Source organism: Bacillus sp. FSL R9-9492 (genome assembly GCF_038007365.1).
GTDB lineage: Bacteria > Bacillota > Bacilli > Bacillales > Bacillaceae_G > Bacillus_A > Bacillus_A mycoides.
Genome location: NZ_JBBOXC010000001.1, coordinates 1,666,803 through 1,683,796, shown reverse-complemented (window position 1 = coordinate 1,683,796; position 16,994 = coordinate 1,666,803). Strand labels below are relative to the sequence as shown.

19 protein-coding genes are annotated in these 16,994 nt (G+C 33.1%); 5 read left to right on the top strand and 14 right to left on the bottom strand.

The genetic code is table 11. From position 1 onward, the window contains the following. Positions 1-7: 7 nt before the first annotated feature. The 6 genes from MKY70_RS08585 to MKY70_RS08560 all read right to left on the bottom strand — a co-directional run bounded on the left by MKY70_RS08585 (position 8) and on the right by MKY70_RS08560 (position 7,409). Positions 8-1,372, bottom strand: a complete 1,365-nt coding sequence (locus MKY70_RS08585; RefSeq protein ID WP_341023947.1) for a transglycosylase — start codon at positions 1,370-1,372, stop codon at positions 8-10. Positions 1,373-1,401: 29 nt separating this feature from the next. Then, positions 1,402-3,048, bottom strand: coding sequence for a flagellar motor switch protein (locus tag MKY70_RS08580; RefSeq protein ID WP_341023945.1), 1,647 nt, complete (start codon positions 3,046-3,048; stop codon positions 1,402-1,404). A gap of 208 nt (positions 3,049-3,256) precedes the next feature. Continuing rightward, positions 3,257-5,227, bottom strand: coding sequence for a chemotaxis protein CheA (locus MKY70_RS08575; protein WP_341023943.1), 1,971 nt, complete (start codon positions 5,225-5,227; stop codon positions 3,257-3,259). A gap of 129 nt (positions 5,228-5,356) precedes the next feature. Next, on the bottom strand, positions 5,357-5,725 hold the full coding sequence (locus tag MKY70_RS08570; RefSeq protein ID WP_000940577.1) for a response regulator: 369 nt from the start codon (positions 5,723-5,725) through the stop codon (positions 5,357-5,359). Between the two features lie 150 nt (positions 5,726-5,875). After that, entirely contained in the window at positions 5,876-6,553 is a 678-nt protein-coding gene (locus MKY70_RS08565) for an OmpA family protein (protein ID WP_002012067.1), read from the bottom strand. Positions 6,554-6,575: 22 nt separating this feature from the next. Next, positions 6,576-7,409, bottom strand: coding sequence for a flagellar motor protein MotP (locus MKY70_RS08560; protein ID WP_002012069.1), 834 nt, complete (start codon positions 7,407-7,409; stop codon positions 6,576-6,578). Between the two features lie 172 nt (positions 7,410-7,581). Here MKY70_RS08560 and MKY70_RS08555 point away from each other — a divergent pair, with 172 nt between their 5' ends. Further along, positions 7,582-8,184 carry an HD domain-containing protein gene (locus MKY70_RS08555; protein WP_341023940.1) on the top strand — a complete coding sequence of 201 codons (603 nt, stop codon included), beginning with the start codon at positions 7,582-7,584 and terminating at the stop codon, positions 8,182-8,184. A 38-nt stretch (positions 8,185-8,222) separates the two neighbouring features. On the opposite strand, the gene hfq is transcribed toward MKY70_RS08555, so the two are convergent. Together hfq and MKY70_RS08545 are read right to left on the bottom strand one after the other, a co-directional pair. Continuing rightward, entirely contained in the window at positions 8,223-8,411 is a 189-nt protein-coding gene (gene hfq, locus MKY70_RS08550) for an RNA chaperone Hfq (protein WP_341023938.1), read from the bottom strand. Between the two features lie 54 nt (positions 8,412-8,465). Further along, complete coding sequence (locus MKY70_RS08545; RefSeq protein ID WP_033658168.1) at positions 8,466-8,684, bottom strand: aspartyl-phosphate phosphatase Spo0E family protein; 219 nt, start codon at positions 8,682-8,684, stop codon at positions 8,466-8,468. 304 nt (positions 8,685-8,988) lie between these two features. On the opposite strand from MKY70_RS08545, the gene MKY70_RS08540 reads away from it, so the two are divergent. The 4 genes from MKY70_RS08540 to MKY70_RS08525 all read left to right on the top strand — a co-directional run bounded on the left by MKY70_RS08540 (position 8,989) and on the right by MKY70_RS08525 (position 11,971). Then, complete coding sequence (locus MKY70_RS08540) at positions 8,989-9,105, top strand: YjcZ family sporulation protein (protein ID WP_000007805.1); 117 nt, start codon at positions 8,989-8,991, stop codon at positions 9,103-9,105. Positions 9,106-9,298: 193 nt separating this feature from the next. Continuing rightward, positions 9,299-9,766: a VOC family protein gene (locus tag MKY70_RS08535; RefSeq protein ID WP_131245963.1), complete on the top strand. Its 468-nt coding sequence runs from the start codon at positions 9,299-9,301 to the stop codon at positions 9,764-9,766. Positions 9,767-9,771: 5 nt separating this feature from the next. Next, positions 9,772-10,998 (top strand): MFS transporter, encoded by a 1,227-nt coding sequence (locus MKY70_RS08530; protein WP_341023935.1) that lies wholly within the window; start codon positions 9,772-9,774, stop codon positions 10,996-10,998. A gap of 247 nt (positions 10,999-11,245) precedes the next feature. Then, positions 11,246-11,971 (top strand): sulfite exporter TauE/SafE family protein, encoded by a 726-nt coding sequence (locus tag MKY70_RS08525; RefSeq protein WP_088031653.1) that lies wholly within the window; start codon positions 11,246-11,248, stop codon positions 11,969-11,971. Between the two features lie 201 nt (positions 11,972-12,172). Here MKY70_RS08525 and MKY70_RS08520 read toward each other — a convergent pair whose 3' ends face one another. The 6 genes from MKY70_RS08520 to MKY70_RS08495 all read right to left on the bottom strand — a co-directional run bounded on the left by MKY70_RS08520 (position 12,173) and on the right by MKY70_RS08495 (position 16,898). After that, entirely contained in the window at positions 12,173-12,784 is a 612-nt protein-coding gene (locus tag MKY70_RS08520; protein WP_002189058.1) for a PH domain-containing protein, read from the bottom strand. A 1-nt stretch (position 12,785) separates the two neighbouring features. After that, positions 12,786-13,331, bottom strand: a complete 546-nt coding sequence (locus MKY70_RS08515; protein ID WP_140152325.1) for a sigma-70 family RNA polymerase sigma factor — start codon at positions 13,329-13,331, stop codon at positions 12,786-12,788. 174 nt (positions 13,332-13,505) lie between these two features. After that, positions 13,506-14,240 carry an oxygen-insensitive NADPH nitroreductase gene (gene nfsA, locus MKY70_RS08510; RefSeq protein WP_044438105.1) on the bottom strand — a complete coding sequence of 245 codons (735 nt, stop codon included), beginning with the start codon at positions 14,238-14,240 and terminating at the stop codon, positions 13,506-13,508. A 127-nt stretch (positions 14,241-14,367) separates the two neighbouring features. Continuing rightward, positions 14,368-15,722 (bottom strand): IS3 family transposase gene (locus tag MKY70_RS08505; protein ID WP_341074485.1). Its coding sequence is split into 2 segments (ribosomal slippage): positions 14,368-15,269 and positions 15,269-15,722, totalling 1,356 coding nucleotides; the frame shifts between segments, so codons are not numbered across the junction. Positions 15,723-15,854: 132 nt separating this feature from the next. Next, positions 15,855-16,172, bottom strand: a complete 318-nt coding sequence (locus MKY70_RS08500; protein WP_002158508.1) for a DUF4870 domain-containing protein — start codon at positions 16,170-16,172, stop codon at positions 15,855-15,857. A 147-nt stretch (positions 16,173-16,319) separates the two neighbouring features. Further along, positions 16,320-16,898, bottom strand: a complete 579-nt coding sequence (locus MKY70_RS08495) for a YdcF family protein (RefSeq protein ID WP_341026365.1) — start codon at positions 16,896-16,898, stop codon at positions 16,320-16,322. Between the last annotated feature and the right edge of the window lie 96 nt (positions 16,899-16,994).

The following is a 16,994-nucleotide window of genomic DNA, read 5'->3' as shown; positions in this document are numbered from 1 at the left end:
CAAATTATTAGCCCCATTCTTTATTACTCTTTAAAACTAAAAACAGTACAAATAATCCTGACATAACAGCAAACACATTAGAAGCCTGTACTCCCTGCTCACTTTTTTCCTCTTTCTTTTCTTGTTGTTCTTCTATTTTCTCTTTCTTTTTAGAAACGACTTGATTGTCATTTCCGCTTTTTTTCTCTTTATGAACCTTCACATTATTTACTTCCTTGTTGTCTGTTAACGACTCTTTTATAACGTAGTTGATTTCCTCTTTTTCTTTCAACGGCTCTTTTATATAAGAGTTCACTTTCTCTTCTTGCTTTGGAATTTGAACAACTGGAAGTTTTTCTTCTGGAAGCGGCATCTCTATTTTCGGATCTTCCTGCTTCTCAATTTCTTTCTTATCTTCTACTTCATTTTGATTCTCTTGCTCTTCTATCTTTTCATCATCTTTCACTTTTTGTTCGATAATAGAAATGGTATATTCACTCTCTGTCACAAGTTTGTTACCTGCCCCATCTGTTACTTCCACAATAAGTTGATGTGGCCCAACAGGTAAAGCTTCTGTTATTTCAAATATTTTCTGCCAATCCATGTCGTGTTTATTATAGTCTAATAAAAAAGTAATATCGTTACCTTCTTCTTTTCCTTTTAATATAACGCGCACTTCTTTAACAACCGATTCTATATCTACCGTTTGTACTCGTATATGAACGGATTCTCCCTTTTTCCGTTCAATTAAGTTCCCTTTTGCCTCATCAATACTAACTTTCTCTAACTTTGGCAATTCTTTATCTATAGTTGGTGCTTCATTGTTTATACGAATGAGCGGGACATTTAATTCGTTCTCTATTACTTCTTCCTTCTCATCTTCTTTATAGCTTTCAACGAGCCTAAGGTTCCAATCACCTTGTAAATCATATATTCCGGCCTTATAATTAGCGATCCATCGCTTCGTTTCTTCTTCATACTCAAAAGATATTATTCTCTCTTGTCTGTACTGCTCACCATTTTTTTGTAATTGTAATATACCTTTTACACTTTGAATGTTTTTTTCATTTGGTTCTACAGCAATCCGCACTTCTTCGCCAACCTTTAGCTCCTGCTTATTAACTGTAATAACCCCTCGGTCTGTTTCTATCGTTCTTTCTTCTTTTTTTTCTTTCCCTTGCTCATTTTCTACTGCTTTTTTTTCATCTTCAACCGAGGGCATTTCCACTTGTTCCGGCTGTTCCTGAACTTCTTTATTTTTTCCCTCTTGGTCATTCATTTCGCTTATATTTTGATCTTGTACACTTTTTTCTTCTGCTTGCCCTTGTGATGGTAAAAATATACATATATGTAAGAATAGCCAACTAACTAGAAAAAACTTTACGTTTTTCATCTATTTGTTCAAACTCCTATTTTGACGCCTTATAGCGATTTCGTCACTTTTACTCCGAAAAACCCATCTACATTTACAAGTTCTCCATACGCCACTAATACATCGTTCACATAAATTTGAATCGGTTCATCAATATCTTCATCAAGTACGACCGCTTCATTTTCTTGTAGACTTAAAATATCTTGAATTGTTCTCACTGTACTTCCAAATACAAATTTAACATTCATTTCTACATTTTGTAGAATAGATGTATCCATATATACTGGCTCAACTTGCTTGACTTCTTTATATTCAATTGGCTGTACGACTGGTGCAGGAATTTCTTCCTCTTCAACAACTTCCTCAACTATTTCTTCTTGCTCTTCCACCATCGGATATAGAAGTCTTCTAACCATTTCTTTCGCTTCTGATATCGGTAGTATTTGATACATCTTTGATTGAAGGAGATCACCAATTTCAAGATTAAAAGTAATTTGAACGAGTTCGTCAACTGCCATCGACTCTCCCAAATATTCCATTTCTTCTTTTAAAGAAACAAATTTAACGTCTGGTGGTGTCATATCCATTTTTTCTTTAAACATTTCTGACATCGCTGTTGCAGCATGCCCCATCATTTGGTTCATAATTTCTTTAATGCCACTTAACTCTAATTCACTTAGCTCTTTCTCCGGATCAATTTCACCCGTTCCCATCATCATTAAATCTACCATTGTTAAAGCAACATCTTTCGTAAATACGAATACATTCTCATTTTTTAGTCCTTCAACGAAATCGACATTTAAAATAACAAACGGAACCGGTACTCCTTCATAATGACGAACATTAATCGCCTCTACATTTGGTGTACTAATAGTGACAGGCTGATTTAGAAGCGTCGATAGTACTGTTGAAGCCGAACCGATTGAAATATTCGCAATTTCACCAAGCACATCTTTCTCTTCTTGTGTTAATTGCTCTTTTTCTACATGCTCTTCTAAAATCTCAGTTTCCTGCACTTCCGCCGGCTCATCTATCTCTTCTTCCACACCACCAGATAATTGTAACAATTTATTTATCATTCGCTTCGCATGTTCAACTGAAACAACCTGTACAAGCTGAGAATTCACAAGATTATCTATTTTTAATTCAAACGATACTTTAACAACCATATTATTCCCATTAATACCAGAAATCTTCTCCATCTCTTCTGTAAGTTGCACAACTTTAATTGTTGGCGGAGACATGTCTACCGTATCTTGGAAGAATTCTGACATAGATGTTGCTGCGAATCCCATCATTTGATTCATAGCTTCTTGTACTGCACTTAGCTCTAATTCACCAAGCTCTTTTCCCTCTTCAACTTCACCTGTTCCCATCATCATTAAATCAGCAATAGATAAAGCAACATCTTGTTGAAGAACAAGAAGATTTTCCATATCTAATCCTTTTGTGAAATGGATATTTAATACAACATGTGGAATTTCAACATCACTTGTATCATATAAATCTACCAATTCTACTTGAGGAGCAGTAATACTTACTTGCCTATTTAAAATTGTTGATAATACAGTCGAAGCTGAACCAAATGATATATTAGCAATCTCACCAAGAATATCGCATTCTTGAGGCGTTAAATGTTCATTTTCTTTTTCTAGCACAATTGTGCCAGTATCCCCTTTTGTGTGTTGCTCAGGCATTTTTCCTGCCTCCTCATTTTTGTTTTTCTATCAAATGATTTAAACTCTCTATTACACTCGTTATATTTTACCAAACTTATCATCCGAATTGTGAACATGTATTTATTTCCACAACATGTGTAAACGACGGTTTTCATATACTTATATTATTAGTTCTACCCAAAAAGCTCCCCAATTGTATACAAGTGGGGAGCTTCCTTCATTCCTATTATAAACCTTCTGGGTTTAAAATGAGGACCACTCGTCCATCACCGAGAATTGTCGCACCAGAGAAATAGTTAGAGCTCTCTGCAAAGAAATCACCTAATGACTTTAAAACTATTTCTCTTTGACCGATAATTGTGTTTACGATAAGTCCATAGCTACGATGTGTATTACGAACAATTAACACAGGAACCATTTGACTATCATATGATGCGAACGCCTCATCTACTGTTTTTTCACCAAATACAGTACTTAAATGTTTCACTTCAATAATTTGATTGCGATAGTTTAAAACGTCTTTCCCTTGTAACGATTGTATGTCTTCTTTCTTAATTCGAATGGCTTCAGCAATATTGCCAAGAGGCAAGGCATAACGCTTATCATTTGTTTGAACAAGCATTGATTGAATAATAGACAATGTTAAAGGAAGTTCAATTCTGAATGTACTTCCTTTTCCTTCTTCAGAATCAATAATTAAATGCCCACCTAAACTATGAATCGTATGTTTAACAACATCTAATCCAACCCCACGTCCAGAAAGGTCAGATACAACTTCCGCTGTACTAAATCCCGGTTGGAAGATAAGATCAAAAACTTCACGATCCGTTAATTTATTTGCCTCTGATTCCGTTACCACACCATTTTTTATCGCTTTTTCTAATACTTTTCCTTTATGAATACCATTTCCATCATCAGTAATTTGAATTACGACATGATTTCCACTATGAAACGCCTCTAATTTAATAGTACCGGTCTCATTTTTCCCGGCATCACGTCGGTTTTCGACAGTTTCAATACCATGATCAATTGCATTACGAATTAAATGAACGAGTGGATCACCAATTTCGTCAATAACAATTTTATCAACTTCAGTATCTTCACCTTTAATTTGTAAATCGATTTTTTTACCTAAATCTTTCGCTAACATACGTACCATACGCGGAAAACGATTGAAGACCGTTTCAATCGGTACCATACGCATATTTAACAATACATTTTGGATATCTTTTGAAATATCCCCTAATCTATTTAAATGCTCGATTAACTCTTTATTTTGAATCGTTTCTGCTAATTCATCAATTCGTCCACGCTCAATTACACTTTCTTCAAACATATTCATTAATCTTTCGATTTTTTCTAACTGAACACGAATAGAACGATTCTCTACTTTAGCATTTTTCGTTTTTGTAGTACTTTTAGCCGGTTTAGTACTAGCTGTTGGAGTTCGTGCCTCTAGAGATGGATCCAGCTGCGTTGCTGCAATAGATTGTACGATTCCTTCTCCAGCTATATTTCCTTGCTTCACTTCTACTTTCTCAATTTCAGAAACGTGAAGCACCACCTGTTTCAATTCTTCAACACTACGATCAGTATCCATATATACTGTAAACTCAAATCCAAAAGCATCCGCTTCGATTTCTTCAATGCTTGGAACCGTTTTTTGTATATCCCCTACATTTTGTAATGCTTCAATACACATAATGGCACGTACTGCTTTTAAAATGGCTTGTTGTTCGACGGTTATATATACTTCATGTGAAACTGTATCATCATTGTTTATACTACTTTGCTCTACTTGTTCCATAGAAGCTTCTACATTACCATTTAATAATGCTTCTAATTTATGCTTTGTAGATACAACATCAATATTACCCATTCCGCCCTGCTGCACATCTGCAACCATCTTTTCTAAATTATCAATGCACTCAAAAATAACATCAGTAATATTAGCATTCACCATCATATTTCCATGACGGATTTCGTCTAAAACATTTTCCATCTTATGAGTTAAATCTGCCATTTCCGCAAATTCCATACTCGCAGACATACCTTTAAATGTATGAGCTGAGCGGAATATTTCCCCTACAACACCCATATCGGCAGGATTCTGTTCTAAATTTAGCACATTTTCATTTAGCGACTGTAAATGTTCTTCTGCTTCTTCAAAAAATATATTTAATAGATCTGTTTGCATTTTAATCCCCTACCTGTCTAACAAACATTTCATTTATGTATAACAATTTAGTGTTTTATAACGAGAAAAAAGGGGGCCACACGTCTATCCGCTATCATTGATTTGATTCTTTGTGGCACCCCTTCTATATTAGCTATTTGCTACTTTTGTTAAAGCTTCGATAACACGATCGGCTTGGAATGGCTTTACAATAAAGTCTTTTGCCCCGCCTTTAATTGCATCTAATACCATACCTTGTTGTCCCATTGCAGAACAAATAACAACCTTTGCACTCGAATCAATTTTCATAATTTCTTTTAATGCTTCAAGTCCGTCCATTTCTGGCATAGTAATATCCAGTGTTACAATATCAGGTTGAAGTTCTTTATACTTTTGAATCGCTTCTACCCCATTCTCTGCTTCACCGATAACTTCAAATTCAGAATTACTTTTTAATAAGTTTTTAATCATTGTTCGCATAAACATCGCATCGTCTACAACTAAAATTTTATGTGCCATTCTTTTCGGTTCTCTCCTTTTATGTATAAATATATCTTAATATTTCACCTTATCATTCTCACTCATTATACAAAATAAAACGAGAAAATTTAATATTTTTTTAAAAGAATTTCTGTATTTTTATTATTTTATTAATAAAATGGAAATATATTATTCTTTAATATATATTACAACGCGCCGGTTTTTCTCCCAATTTTGCGGTGAATCATTTGATGCTACTGGTTTTGTGTCCGCATATCCTACCGCTGCTAATCGTTTATCATCTACATTATACACTTCAATTAAGTGGTGAATCATATTAGCTGCTCGTGCTGAAGATAATTCCCAGTTGGAAGGAAATTTTTCATTATGAATCGGTCTACTATCTGTATGTCCTTCTACAACAATTGGGTTTGGTACCGATTGAAAGAACCCTACTAATTGACTAATTACTTCTTTTGCTTCCGGCTTAACATTCGCATCGCCTGTATCGAATATTAAGTTATCTACTATAACGATGCTAACACCTGTATCTTCTCGATATACATTCACTTGACTAACACCATTATTATCTACATATGCTTTTAACTTTTTATACAATTCATCCATTCGTTTTTTTGAAACTGCTTTTTCATCATTTTTTTCATGTGAAATATCTGGTATTGTACCTTCCATTACTTTCGCATCCACTTGTTCTGCATCACTAAACTTTTCAAGCATCTTCGATAATTTTACTGTATCTTGTTTTGATGTAGCAACTAATAGTACAAAAAAAGTCAATAACAACATCGTTAAATCAGTAAAAGTCGTCATCCAACGAGGCGATCCTTTTTGCGGTCGTTTTATCATCACCATACCACTCCTTGAAATATTAGGCTGCTCGTTTTTCTTTTTTTATCTTCGTTTCATATACGTATGTATCAAGTTTTAACTTTAACTTAGAAGGAATTTGTCCTCGGTAAAGCTCTGTGATTGCTTCTATTACAAACTTCTTCTCTGTATACAAATCTTCAATGCCACGATACACTTTTTCAGATAACGGTATTGCAATCATGTTTGCAATAACAGATCCATACAATGTCGTCAACATAGCAACTGCCATTCCTGTACCAATTTGCGATGTATCTTGCAAGTTTTGAAGCATAATAATAAGACCAATTAAAGTTCCTATCATACCCCACGCTGGAGCGAAATCACCAATCTTATCTAATAATGTTGCTCCTTTTCTTAACTCATATACTTCTGTTTCAACATCTCTCATTAATACTTCTTTTAATTCTGCTTCATCATATCCACTTAACATTAAACGAATCCCCTTTTGAATAAAAGGATTGTCTACTTGCTCTCCATCAACTTCTAACGAGAGTAAACCATGTTTTTTAGACTTCTTTGAAAAATCAACGAACAAATCCGTTAACTGTTCTAGATTTTCCTCTCTTCTATGTAAAACAGTAAAAATACTTTTCGTATATTTTTTTATTTCTCCAAATCTATATGCCACAATAATTGTCGCTGTTGTTCCCCCTATAACGATCAAAATAGATGAAACATCTAAGAAATTTTTAAAAGCTTTTATTCCACCACCGCCAAGCATGATCGCTGCAATTAAAATAACGAAACCTACTACAATGCCAAAGGGGCTAGAAATATCAAACTTCCTTTTTTTCCTTTGCGGTCTAGCTAATCCTTGATTTTCGTCTCCCATATTCCTGCCCTTCCTTTTTCGTTTTCGTAAAACATTTTTTTATTTTAATAATGCGTTTTCACATATAACAATCATTATACGCGTATCATCTATTTATCGCAATATACTCATTAAATTGACACATTTCATTTCTATATTAGAATTATAGTATGGAAATATGAGGAGGATCACGATGGAACATAACATTTTACAAGTCATTGCATTAGCAGAAAAACTAAAATATGAAATGCGACATAGTTGGCTTTCTAACGGACGTCAAGAAAGTGTTGCTGAACATACGTGGCGTATGTCCCTAATGGCTATCTTAGTTGATCCTTATTTGGATCAAAAAGTAAATATAGAAAAATTACTTAAAATGGTTATTATTCATGACCTTGTCGAAGCAGAAGCTGGTGATATTCCTGCCTTTGATACGATGAATAGCCGTGAATTACAATTACAAAAACAGAAAAATGAGCTAGAGGCCATTTTAAATATTAAACGTACACTAGAAGGTCCTCTCGGCGTGGAATTATACGATTTATGGATGGAGTTCGAAGCGAAAGAAACGTATGAAGCAAAAGTTGCTAACGCACTTGATAAACTTGAAGTGAAAATTCAGCATAACGAAGCTGATATTGATACTTGGTTACCAATTGAGCATAAAATGACTTTCCAAGTTGGTAAACATACAGATTTTGACTCTTTCTTATCTAAATTACAAAAAATCATTGAACAAGACGGAGAAAAAAAATTACTCGCTGCCGGCATTGACGTTGAAGCATGCAAACAGTAACCATTTAATTATGAAATAAGACACTCAAAATGAGTGTCTTATTTCATAATTGTTGATATTGCATGCTTATAAATAAGTTGTTGTTTTCCATCTACTAATATTAATACTGTAAATCTATCTACTCCAACTACTTCCCCTACTATTCTTACTCCGCTCTTTAAAAATATAGTAACTGCACCTTTTTCTTCTTTTATTTGTTTATACAACTCTTCTTGTAAATGTTCCATAACTGTTTTCCCCTTTACAAATAAATAATCCTAATATAAAAAAATAAAGATTAATCACTTATATACTTTGTCTTTTATATTCATAAACTTATTAATTAGTATATCTAAATCTCGACTAAATAACAAAACTTTATCATGATCTAATCCATGCCTAGCAACAAGTTGAATTAACTCTTTCTTTTTGTGTTCTATTTTATTGTGTAATTGTCCCATCTCCATCTCTATACTAAAACTCCCTTTTCCCATAATATTACTTGTAAAATTATAGTACATTTCCACTCATAAAAAAATAAAAAAATGGCTTTTTTTACAAATTTTATATTTATGAAAAGAAATTTTAATGTAATTGTAAGTTACATACCCCTTTCATTTGCAATACATTCACCTAGTATACACTTCTATATTGTTTTACCATTTTAAAAAAAGCGCTATGAAACAAAGTAAATATCACATTTAAATCCGATCACAGGCTCTTGTCTAATTAGAAGTAAGACTTGCTCCTTTTCTAAATAAAAACATATCTTATAAAGTAATCCATTAGTTATATAGATTAATTTCCTAAAAAGGAGGAAAAAACATGAGCTTTGGTGGTAGTTGCGCTGGTTTCGGCGGTGGATTTGCTTTACTCATCGTGCTATTCATCCTTCTAATCATTATCGGATGTAGCTGTTGGGGTGGCGGCGGAGGGTTTTAAATATAATACGTATTCCTTTTCGCTAAACTCTAAATGACTGAAATATGTTAACTAAAAACTATACGAAAACAGCTCATATTTGAGCTGTTTTTTCATACTTTCGTATGAATTTATGTCCATCTTTTTTGTGATTTCAACTAATAAGAAATCGTTTACTATGGAATAAGAAACATTTTTACTAAGGAGGATTATAATGATTAAAGGTCTTTATGAAGCACATTTACCTGTCTGTAATTTAGAAATTTCGATACCTTTTTATGAATCACTGGGGTTAAAATTATATAAAAGAGACAACGATATCGCCTTCTTTTGGATTGTAGAAAATGAAAGTTGGATTGGTCTTTGGGAAGGAAAAGAATACAAAGTCAATTATCATCCATCCTTACGACATATCGCTTTCCAAGTAAGCTTAAACGATTTAGAAAACGCAATACACTGGCTCAAACAGAAAGGAATTCCAGCGCGAAAAGACTTTGGAATGGAGCCAATTGAGCCAATCGTTTTTCCAGAATTAGCACACGCCTCCGTATATTTTAACGATCCTGATGGAAATAGTTTAGAATTCATTGCACAATTACCTGTTGGACTACCTAAAGCAGAGAAAATGTATTTAAGTGAATGGAAAAAGCATGTACAAACATCGCCAATAGATAGGGATTAATTTTTATGTCGGTGCAATCAGTTTCTTATTCCACACTTCTTAGAACAAATAAAAACTTTAAAAAACTATTTTATGGTCAAACATTAAGTGTACTTGGGGATTGGTTTCATACTGTCGCTTTATTAACACTCGTCTATAGCATAACAGAATCTTCATTTATGTTAGCACTCACCTTTATGAGCAAAGGGTTACCTCAACTTCTTCTGAGCCCATTCATAGGCGGAATTGTAGACCGTTTTTCAAAAAAGAAAATTATGATTTTTACCGATAGTTTACGAGGAATTATCGTCCTCACTTATTTATTAGCATTCTACAAAATTGAAATTATTTTCGTTTCTAATATATGCTTATCAGTACTCTCTTGCTTATTCGAGCCTGCTAAGCAATCAACTCTAAAAAATATCGTACATCAAAAGCATTTCGTAACCGCTAACTCTCTTTCTAGTACAATCAATGGTTTTATGTCTATTATGGGAGCTTCTTTAGGTGGGCTCATTGCACAATCTTTAAGTATCGAAATTGCCTTTTTTATTAATAGCCTATCATACTTTATTTCAGCCTATATTATTTATAAAATAAAGATCCCTTCTCGTGACACTTTTAGCAAGAAAAAAGCGTTTTTCACTGATATAAAAGATGGTTATACATACATATTACAAAGCAAAATTATTTTAACATTAATTCTTGTCGGCATTTCATGGGGCATTATTGGAGGTGCCTATCAGTTACTTCTAACAATCTATGCCGAAAGAATCTTCCACACTAACATTGGTATTTTATATGCGGTTCAAGGGGCTGGACTTATGATTGGCAGTCTCTCCGTTAATCTTTATATGGCTAAAAATGAAGACAAAATGAAAAGAGCATTTGGTTGGGCCTATTTACTACAAGGAATTTTCTTTCTCGGATTCATTCTATCCGATCAACTTATTATCGGTATCATTACATTACTCTGTATGCGTATAGCAGGAGGAATCATCGTTCCACTTGATACGACATTACTACAAACGTATACGCAAGAAAACATGATTGGTAAAGTTTTTTCATTTCATTATTCCATCTACGGATCGCTTATTCAGTTATCTATGTTTATTACAGGATGGTTTTTAGAAATCTTTTCTCCTCAAGTGATTGGTAGCTTGTTAGCTATATGCTGTATTTTTGTTAGTTTTATATGGCTTTTCTTGTTTTATCGCGGTGAGCTTGGTGAAGAATCTATTGATAATCAATAGATTCTTCACCAAATTTTATTTGATCTCATTTATTAGCGCTGCGTAACAATACAATTATTTGAAAATGGCAACCATATTCGTTAATGGGCCCTATACGTGAATACTATTTGAGAAGAAACTAAGTTTTTATGTTAAAATAAAAATAAGATTGTGAAACATTGCACTTATGCTATAGGCTCAAAATAGCTAAATTCAATTTTCATGGTATTAAAATATTTATTGTATTTGATTAAATAGGAGGGCTATTTTGGAGATTACATTAAGTTTCATATGTATTATATTGGTGGCTTCTGTTTTGCAAACAAGTACAGGTTTTGGCTTTTCCATAATGGCAACACCTTTCTTACTAATGTTATTCTTACCACAAGAAGCTATACAAATAAATATCATTTTATCATTAATTATTTCCATATCACTCATTTGGAAAATAAGAATGGACATTGACTTTATTCTACTGAAAAGGTTAACTATTGGAAGTATAGTTGGTGTACCTTTTGGTATTTTACTCTTCATTTCCATTAATATAAACGCTTTTAAATTAGCAATTAGCATCCTGCTCTTACTATTAACATTGATGCTAATATGCAACTTTAAGGTTAAATCAACACCATTTAGAGATTTTATAGTTGGTGGATTATCAGGGCTTTTAACGACCAGTATCGGTATGCCAGGACCACCCCTGTTACTTTACTTTACAGGAACTGATACGAAAAAAGAGACGTTGAGAGCAACTACTTTAGCTTTTTATCTATTTATATATTTCATTAGTCTACTAACTCAAATACTCTTTACTGGCACAAACAAAACAATTTGGGAATCAAGTTTTTATGCTATTCCAATCGTATTTCTAGGTTTGTATATAGGTCAAATTATTTTCAAATGGCTTAATCAACGGATTTTCAAAATATTTACGTACATCCTTTTAAGTTGTACGGGGGTTTATCTTCTTATTGAAAGTTTGAACTTGTTATAGAGGGTGCTTTAGGTAGTGCACAATAATAGATAGGTTCAAACGAAATTATTGCTGCATTTTCAAGTGCGATGGGGCATTCTATATCAAAACTTAAATAACTTTATTGGCAGTTTACAATTAGCAATAATCGTTCTTTCATAAGACAAATATTTTAAATCGAATACTAAATATAACGATAAAAAGCGGCTATTATGCCGCTTTTTACATTAAATATTTTATAAAGCAAAGACCTGCACTTACTATCACGAATATATTAAAAAATAAGAAAAACCCTTTTTCAAAATCTGTATACTTTTCTACTTTTACTCCGCGTTTTTTTAACTCCATAACTATCATTGCAACTTCACGTGCATACTCAATACTTCCAAATTGTATATGAGTGTTATTATATTTAATCTCAAAGACATTTTTCATTTTTTTATGTTGCGAAATGGATTGTATATCCTCTATTGGCATGCTATGTTCATTTGTTTTTTTAAAATAACAATCTAATCCTTTCATAATCACTCTTTTATTTGTTAAAACGATATAATAATAAAAAGTAGCTCCTACGTAATATATATTTGGTATTACTTTATTATTTGCCATATATCCTTCGTCTACTAACAGTTCCTTCTCAATTTCTTCACCAGCTTGTAATTCGTTGCGAATTGACTCTTCCAACATTTGTAAAGTTATTTTTTTTAATAACTCTCCATTTCTCACATAATACTTATCTATATTTATAGACTCATTCGCTTCTTTCTCTAAACGTGTAATTTCTTCTTCTGAATATTGGAGTTCGTTTAACATCGATAATAGTCTTTTATCCATATTACACACTCCCCTTCCACAGTTTTTGAAGTTTTTTCTTCCCTCGAGAAATTCGATTATATATATAATCCGCTGTTACTTTTAATTCTTTTGCAATATCGTCAATGGAATATCCATCAATATACCTCTTTAAAAAGATATATCGATCCTTTTTATTTAAATCTTGTACTATTTCCATAATCTCTTCTTCTTGTTCTATTTCATAACTATCATGCATACCTTTATCTATTTCTGCGTCTTTATCCATTTTGTTCTCTCTATATATTTTCTTTTTATATTCCAATGCCTTTAATTTAGTAATACCAATCATCCAAGATTTTAAGTTTCCCTTTGCTATATCAAATTGGTCGATATTAAACCAAATGACAGTAAATACATCGTTATAACAATCATCTACATATTGTTTCTCAATAGGGGTACTTAATGATTTATGAATAATGTATAAAACTAATTTTCCATATTGATCAATGACTTCTTTCAAAGCATCTTGATCACGTTTTTTCATAGCTATAATTAAATCCTCTTCAGAATCAAAAATCATAAACATCACCTTCCTCAGTTCCCCTTTAGCAGCTGCTTTTACTTACTATTGGCATTTTATCCCCATTTTCTATCACTTTTGTAAAAATTTATTAATTTTTATTTCTATGTATATGATAGCAAAAAAAATACATTTCTCCTCCAAAAAAGACAAACCCGCATTCCAGGTTTGCCTTTTTACTTATTTCTTATTTAATCCTTTTTCATTTAAAAACTCTTTCATATGCATTCTTTTCTCTTTGGACATAAATGAGCTCATTGATTCCGTCCATGTTACGTTTTTTTGATTTGACGATCTTTCTTTGTAATACGCACTCATCGTTTCATCATATTCGTTTAATAATTCATCATATTTCTTTTCATCGTATCCATTTTCATGAAGAATGGCCGCTACCGGTAAACGCGGCTTAACTCCATGCTCTTCATTTGGTACGCCCACTGTCATTCCGAATACCGGATATACTTTATCCGGTAAATGAAGCAATTCACTCACTTCTTTCGGGTTATTACGAATTCCGCCAATATAACAAATGCCGTATCCTAATGATTCAGCTGCAAGTGCTAAGTTTTGTGCAAATAATGAAGCATCTACTGTTGCTACAATAAAGTCCTCTACTCCCTCATGTTTAATTTCTGTTCCATGTTTCTCACATGCAGTTTCTAGACGTTTTAAATCCGCACAGCATACAAAGAATGCTGCGCAGTCTTTCACATGACGATTCCCGGATAATTCAGCTAGTTTAGCCTTTAGTTCCTGATCTGTTACATATATAAGAGAATACGCCTGTACAAAATGTGAGGAAGCTGCATGCTGCGCAGCTTCCACCATTCTTTCTACTATCTCTTTTGAAATTGGTTCTTCTTTATATTTACGAACTGAAACGTGTTGCTCCATTTTATGTATCATCTCATTCATAAAAACCACTCCTTTTTTCTCTTCATAATAAAAAATTAACATATCTTTTTCATTATTCACAACTTATAAGCAAAAAAAGAGCACTCCTTTGTGAAGTGACCCCTAAAAGTTAGACACGGTTATTTCATTAGGCAACTTGATCCAAATGAGTCCGGTATTGTACCGGGCTCATTTTTAATTTTGCCTTAATCCGTTTCGTATTATAATAATCTATATATTTTTCTAATTCTATTTTAAAATGCTCAATACATTCAAATTCTTTTATATAGAGGAACTCCGACTTCATAATCCCAAAGAAATTCTCTATTACTGCGTTGTCGTAACAGTTTCCTTTTCGAGACATACTCTGTACGATAGCTCTTGATTCAAGTGTACGGACGTACTGTCTCATTTGATAATGCCATCCTTGATCCGAATGCATCAGTAGCTGGTGGTTTTCAGGTAAACGTTCTAATGCTTTCTCTAACATCTCTGAAACAAGCGAATACGTCGGTCTAGAACCAATTGTATAGGTAATAATTTCACCATTATACAAATCTAATACAGGTGATACATACAGTTTTTCTCCAAACAATTTAAACTCTGTGATGTCTGTTACCCATTTTTGATTCGGTGCGTCTGCATAAAAATTACGCTCTAAAATATTGGGTGCAATTTTACCGACTTTCCCCTTATAAGATTTATATTTCTTCATGCGCACAACGCACTTTAAGCCAAGCTCTTTCATAATGCGTTGCACCTTCTTTTGATTCACTTTCTGACCACGATTCGTTAATTCATCACGAATGCGACGGTAACCATAACGACCTTCATTCTCCTCATAAATCGCTTTAATCTCAGCTTTCAAATCGGCATCTACATCTGGGCGATTCATTTTTTTTACTAAATCATAATACGTGCTTCGTGGAATACCAGCTAGCTCCACGAGTGCCTTCACCAAATATTTATGCCTTAATTCATAGACTACTTGCGCTTTATCTTGTTTTGTGATTTTTCCTTGTTTTGAACTAAGGCATTCAACTTTTTTAAGTACTCATTTTCCATTTCAAGCTGTTTAATACGTGCTTCAAGTGCTTCGACTGACCCTTCAGCTAAAGCTTGTTTTAATTGTTTATTTGAATCTTTTTTCATGGATGAACGCCCCTTTTTCTTAGATTGAAGGGCATCAATTCCTTGTGTTTCGAGTTGTTTTTTCCAAACAGAAATCGTTGAAGGGGCAGGAATGTTAAAGATAGCTGCCGTCTCAAATAAGGACATACCGTTTTCAATCATAAAGTTTAGTACGTCTAGTTTAAATTGTTGTGTGTAATTTGTACATCGTTTTAGAAAAGCTTCCACACCATTTTGCTTATATTGGTTTACCCAATTCAAAATGATTGTGCCACTTATACCGATCGCTCTACCCATTTCTCGATAACTTTCATTTCCGTTCAAATAACGTAGAACGATTTGTATTTTTTCATCAGCTGTAAATTTAGCCATAGAAAAACTGCACCTCCAATTGTTAGACTGTGTCTAACAATTGGGGTGCAGTTCATTGTGAGTTGCTCTTTTTTAAATACATATTAATATGGTAAATGAAATTATATTGACTTTACACACATAACGACAACGTTAAGCTGCTTTCAATACTTTAATACCTTTAACAATATTCCAAATGAAGTAGTAAATCCCTACAAGAATAAACACTGCATACGTTATAACCATCCCAATTCCAACGCTCTCAGACTGATTGAAACTTAAACCGTATACTCCTGATAAAGCTAACCCTCCAAATAAAATTGCATATGGGAAAATATGTGACCAAAATGCTTTTTTCGCATGATATTTTACTTCATCTTCCGCAACGAAGTAAACGATAATTGGTAGTAAAAATGGTGCAAAAAAGATACTAAAATAACATAGCGAGGATAAAATATTATTTCCTTTCATACGATTCACCTCTAAAGTTTTTTATTACCTTCATTATGTCAGGAAACCTTTCCAGAAACTATCGCTTTACCTTTCATGAACATGACATTTTTGTAAGATTTTCCTCGAAAGTAATCCCGCCTCAAATTTTGGGCGGGATTACTTTAACTATATTCGATTCATAAACCAATATTGCGTAATCGCTAAATATTCTCGTACATTCGATGGAATGATAATTGGCTTCGGTGTTTTGGCCGGAAGCCCTTCTAATTGCAAACCTTGTTTTGCAGCTATTTTTTTCGCTCTAAACATATGGAAATCGTTTGTTACGATCATACCTTTTTTCATATTGGCTGGAATTAACAGTTTTGAGAATTTAATATTTTCATCTGTGCTCGTCGACTTATCTTCCATTATAATGCGGTCTTCTGCAATATTTTGTTTCATTAATCCTTGTTTCATCGCTAATGCTTCTGTAATATCTTCACCTTTTCCTTGGCCTCCAGATACAATAGCAATTGTTTTATCATGTAATTTTAAATACTCAGCTGCTTTATCAATACGATATTGCAATGAATAAGAAGGTTTTGTTCCATTTACTTTCGATCCTAGTACAATTATATAATCCGCATCATCAATTGCATTCATATGCCCATGCTTATAAATGTTATATTGTAAAAACCCCGCATATACGGCGCAAATCATTATAACAACTAAAATATACTTGATTATTTTCTTCTTTCTCATATCCATATACCCATATACCCCTATTCCCTTTACTTCCTTTATCATAATATCCATTTATTCGTTTGTATACAAACGAATTCCAATTAAGCCTAATTT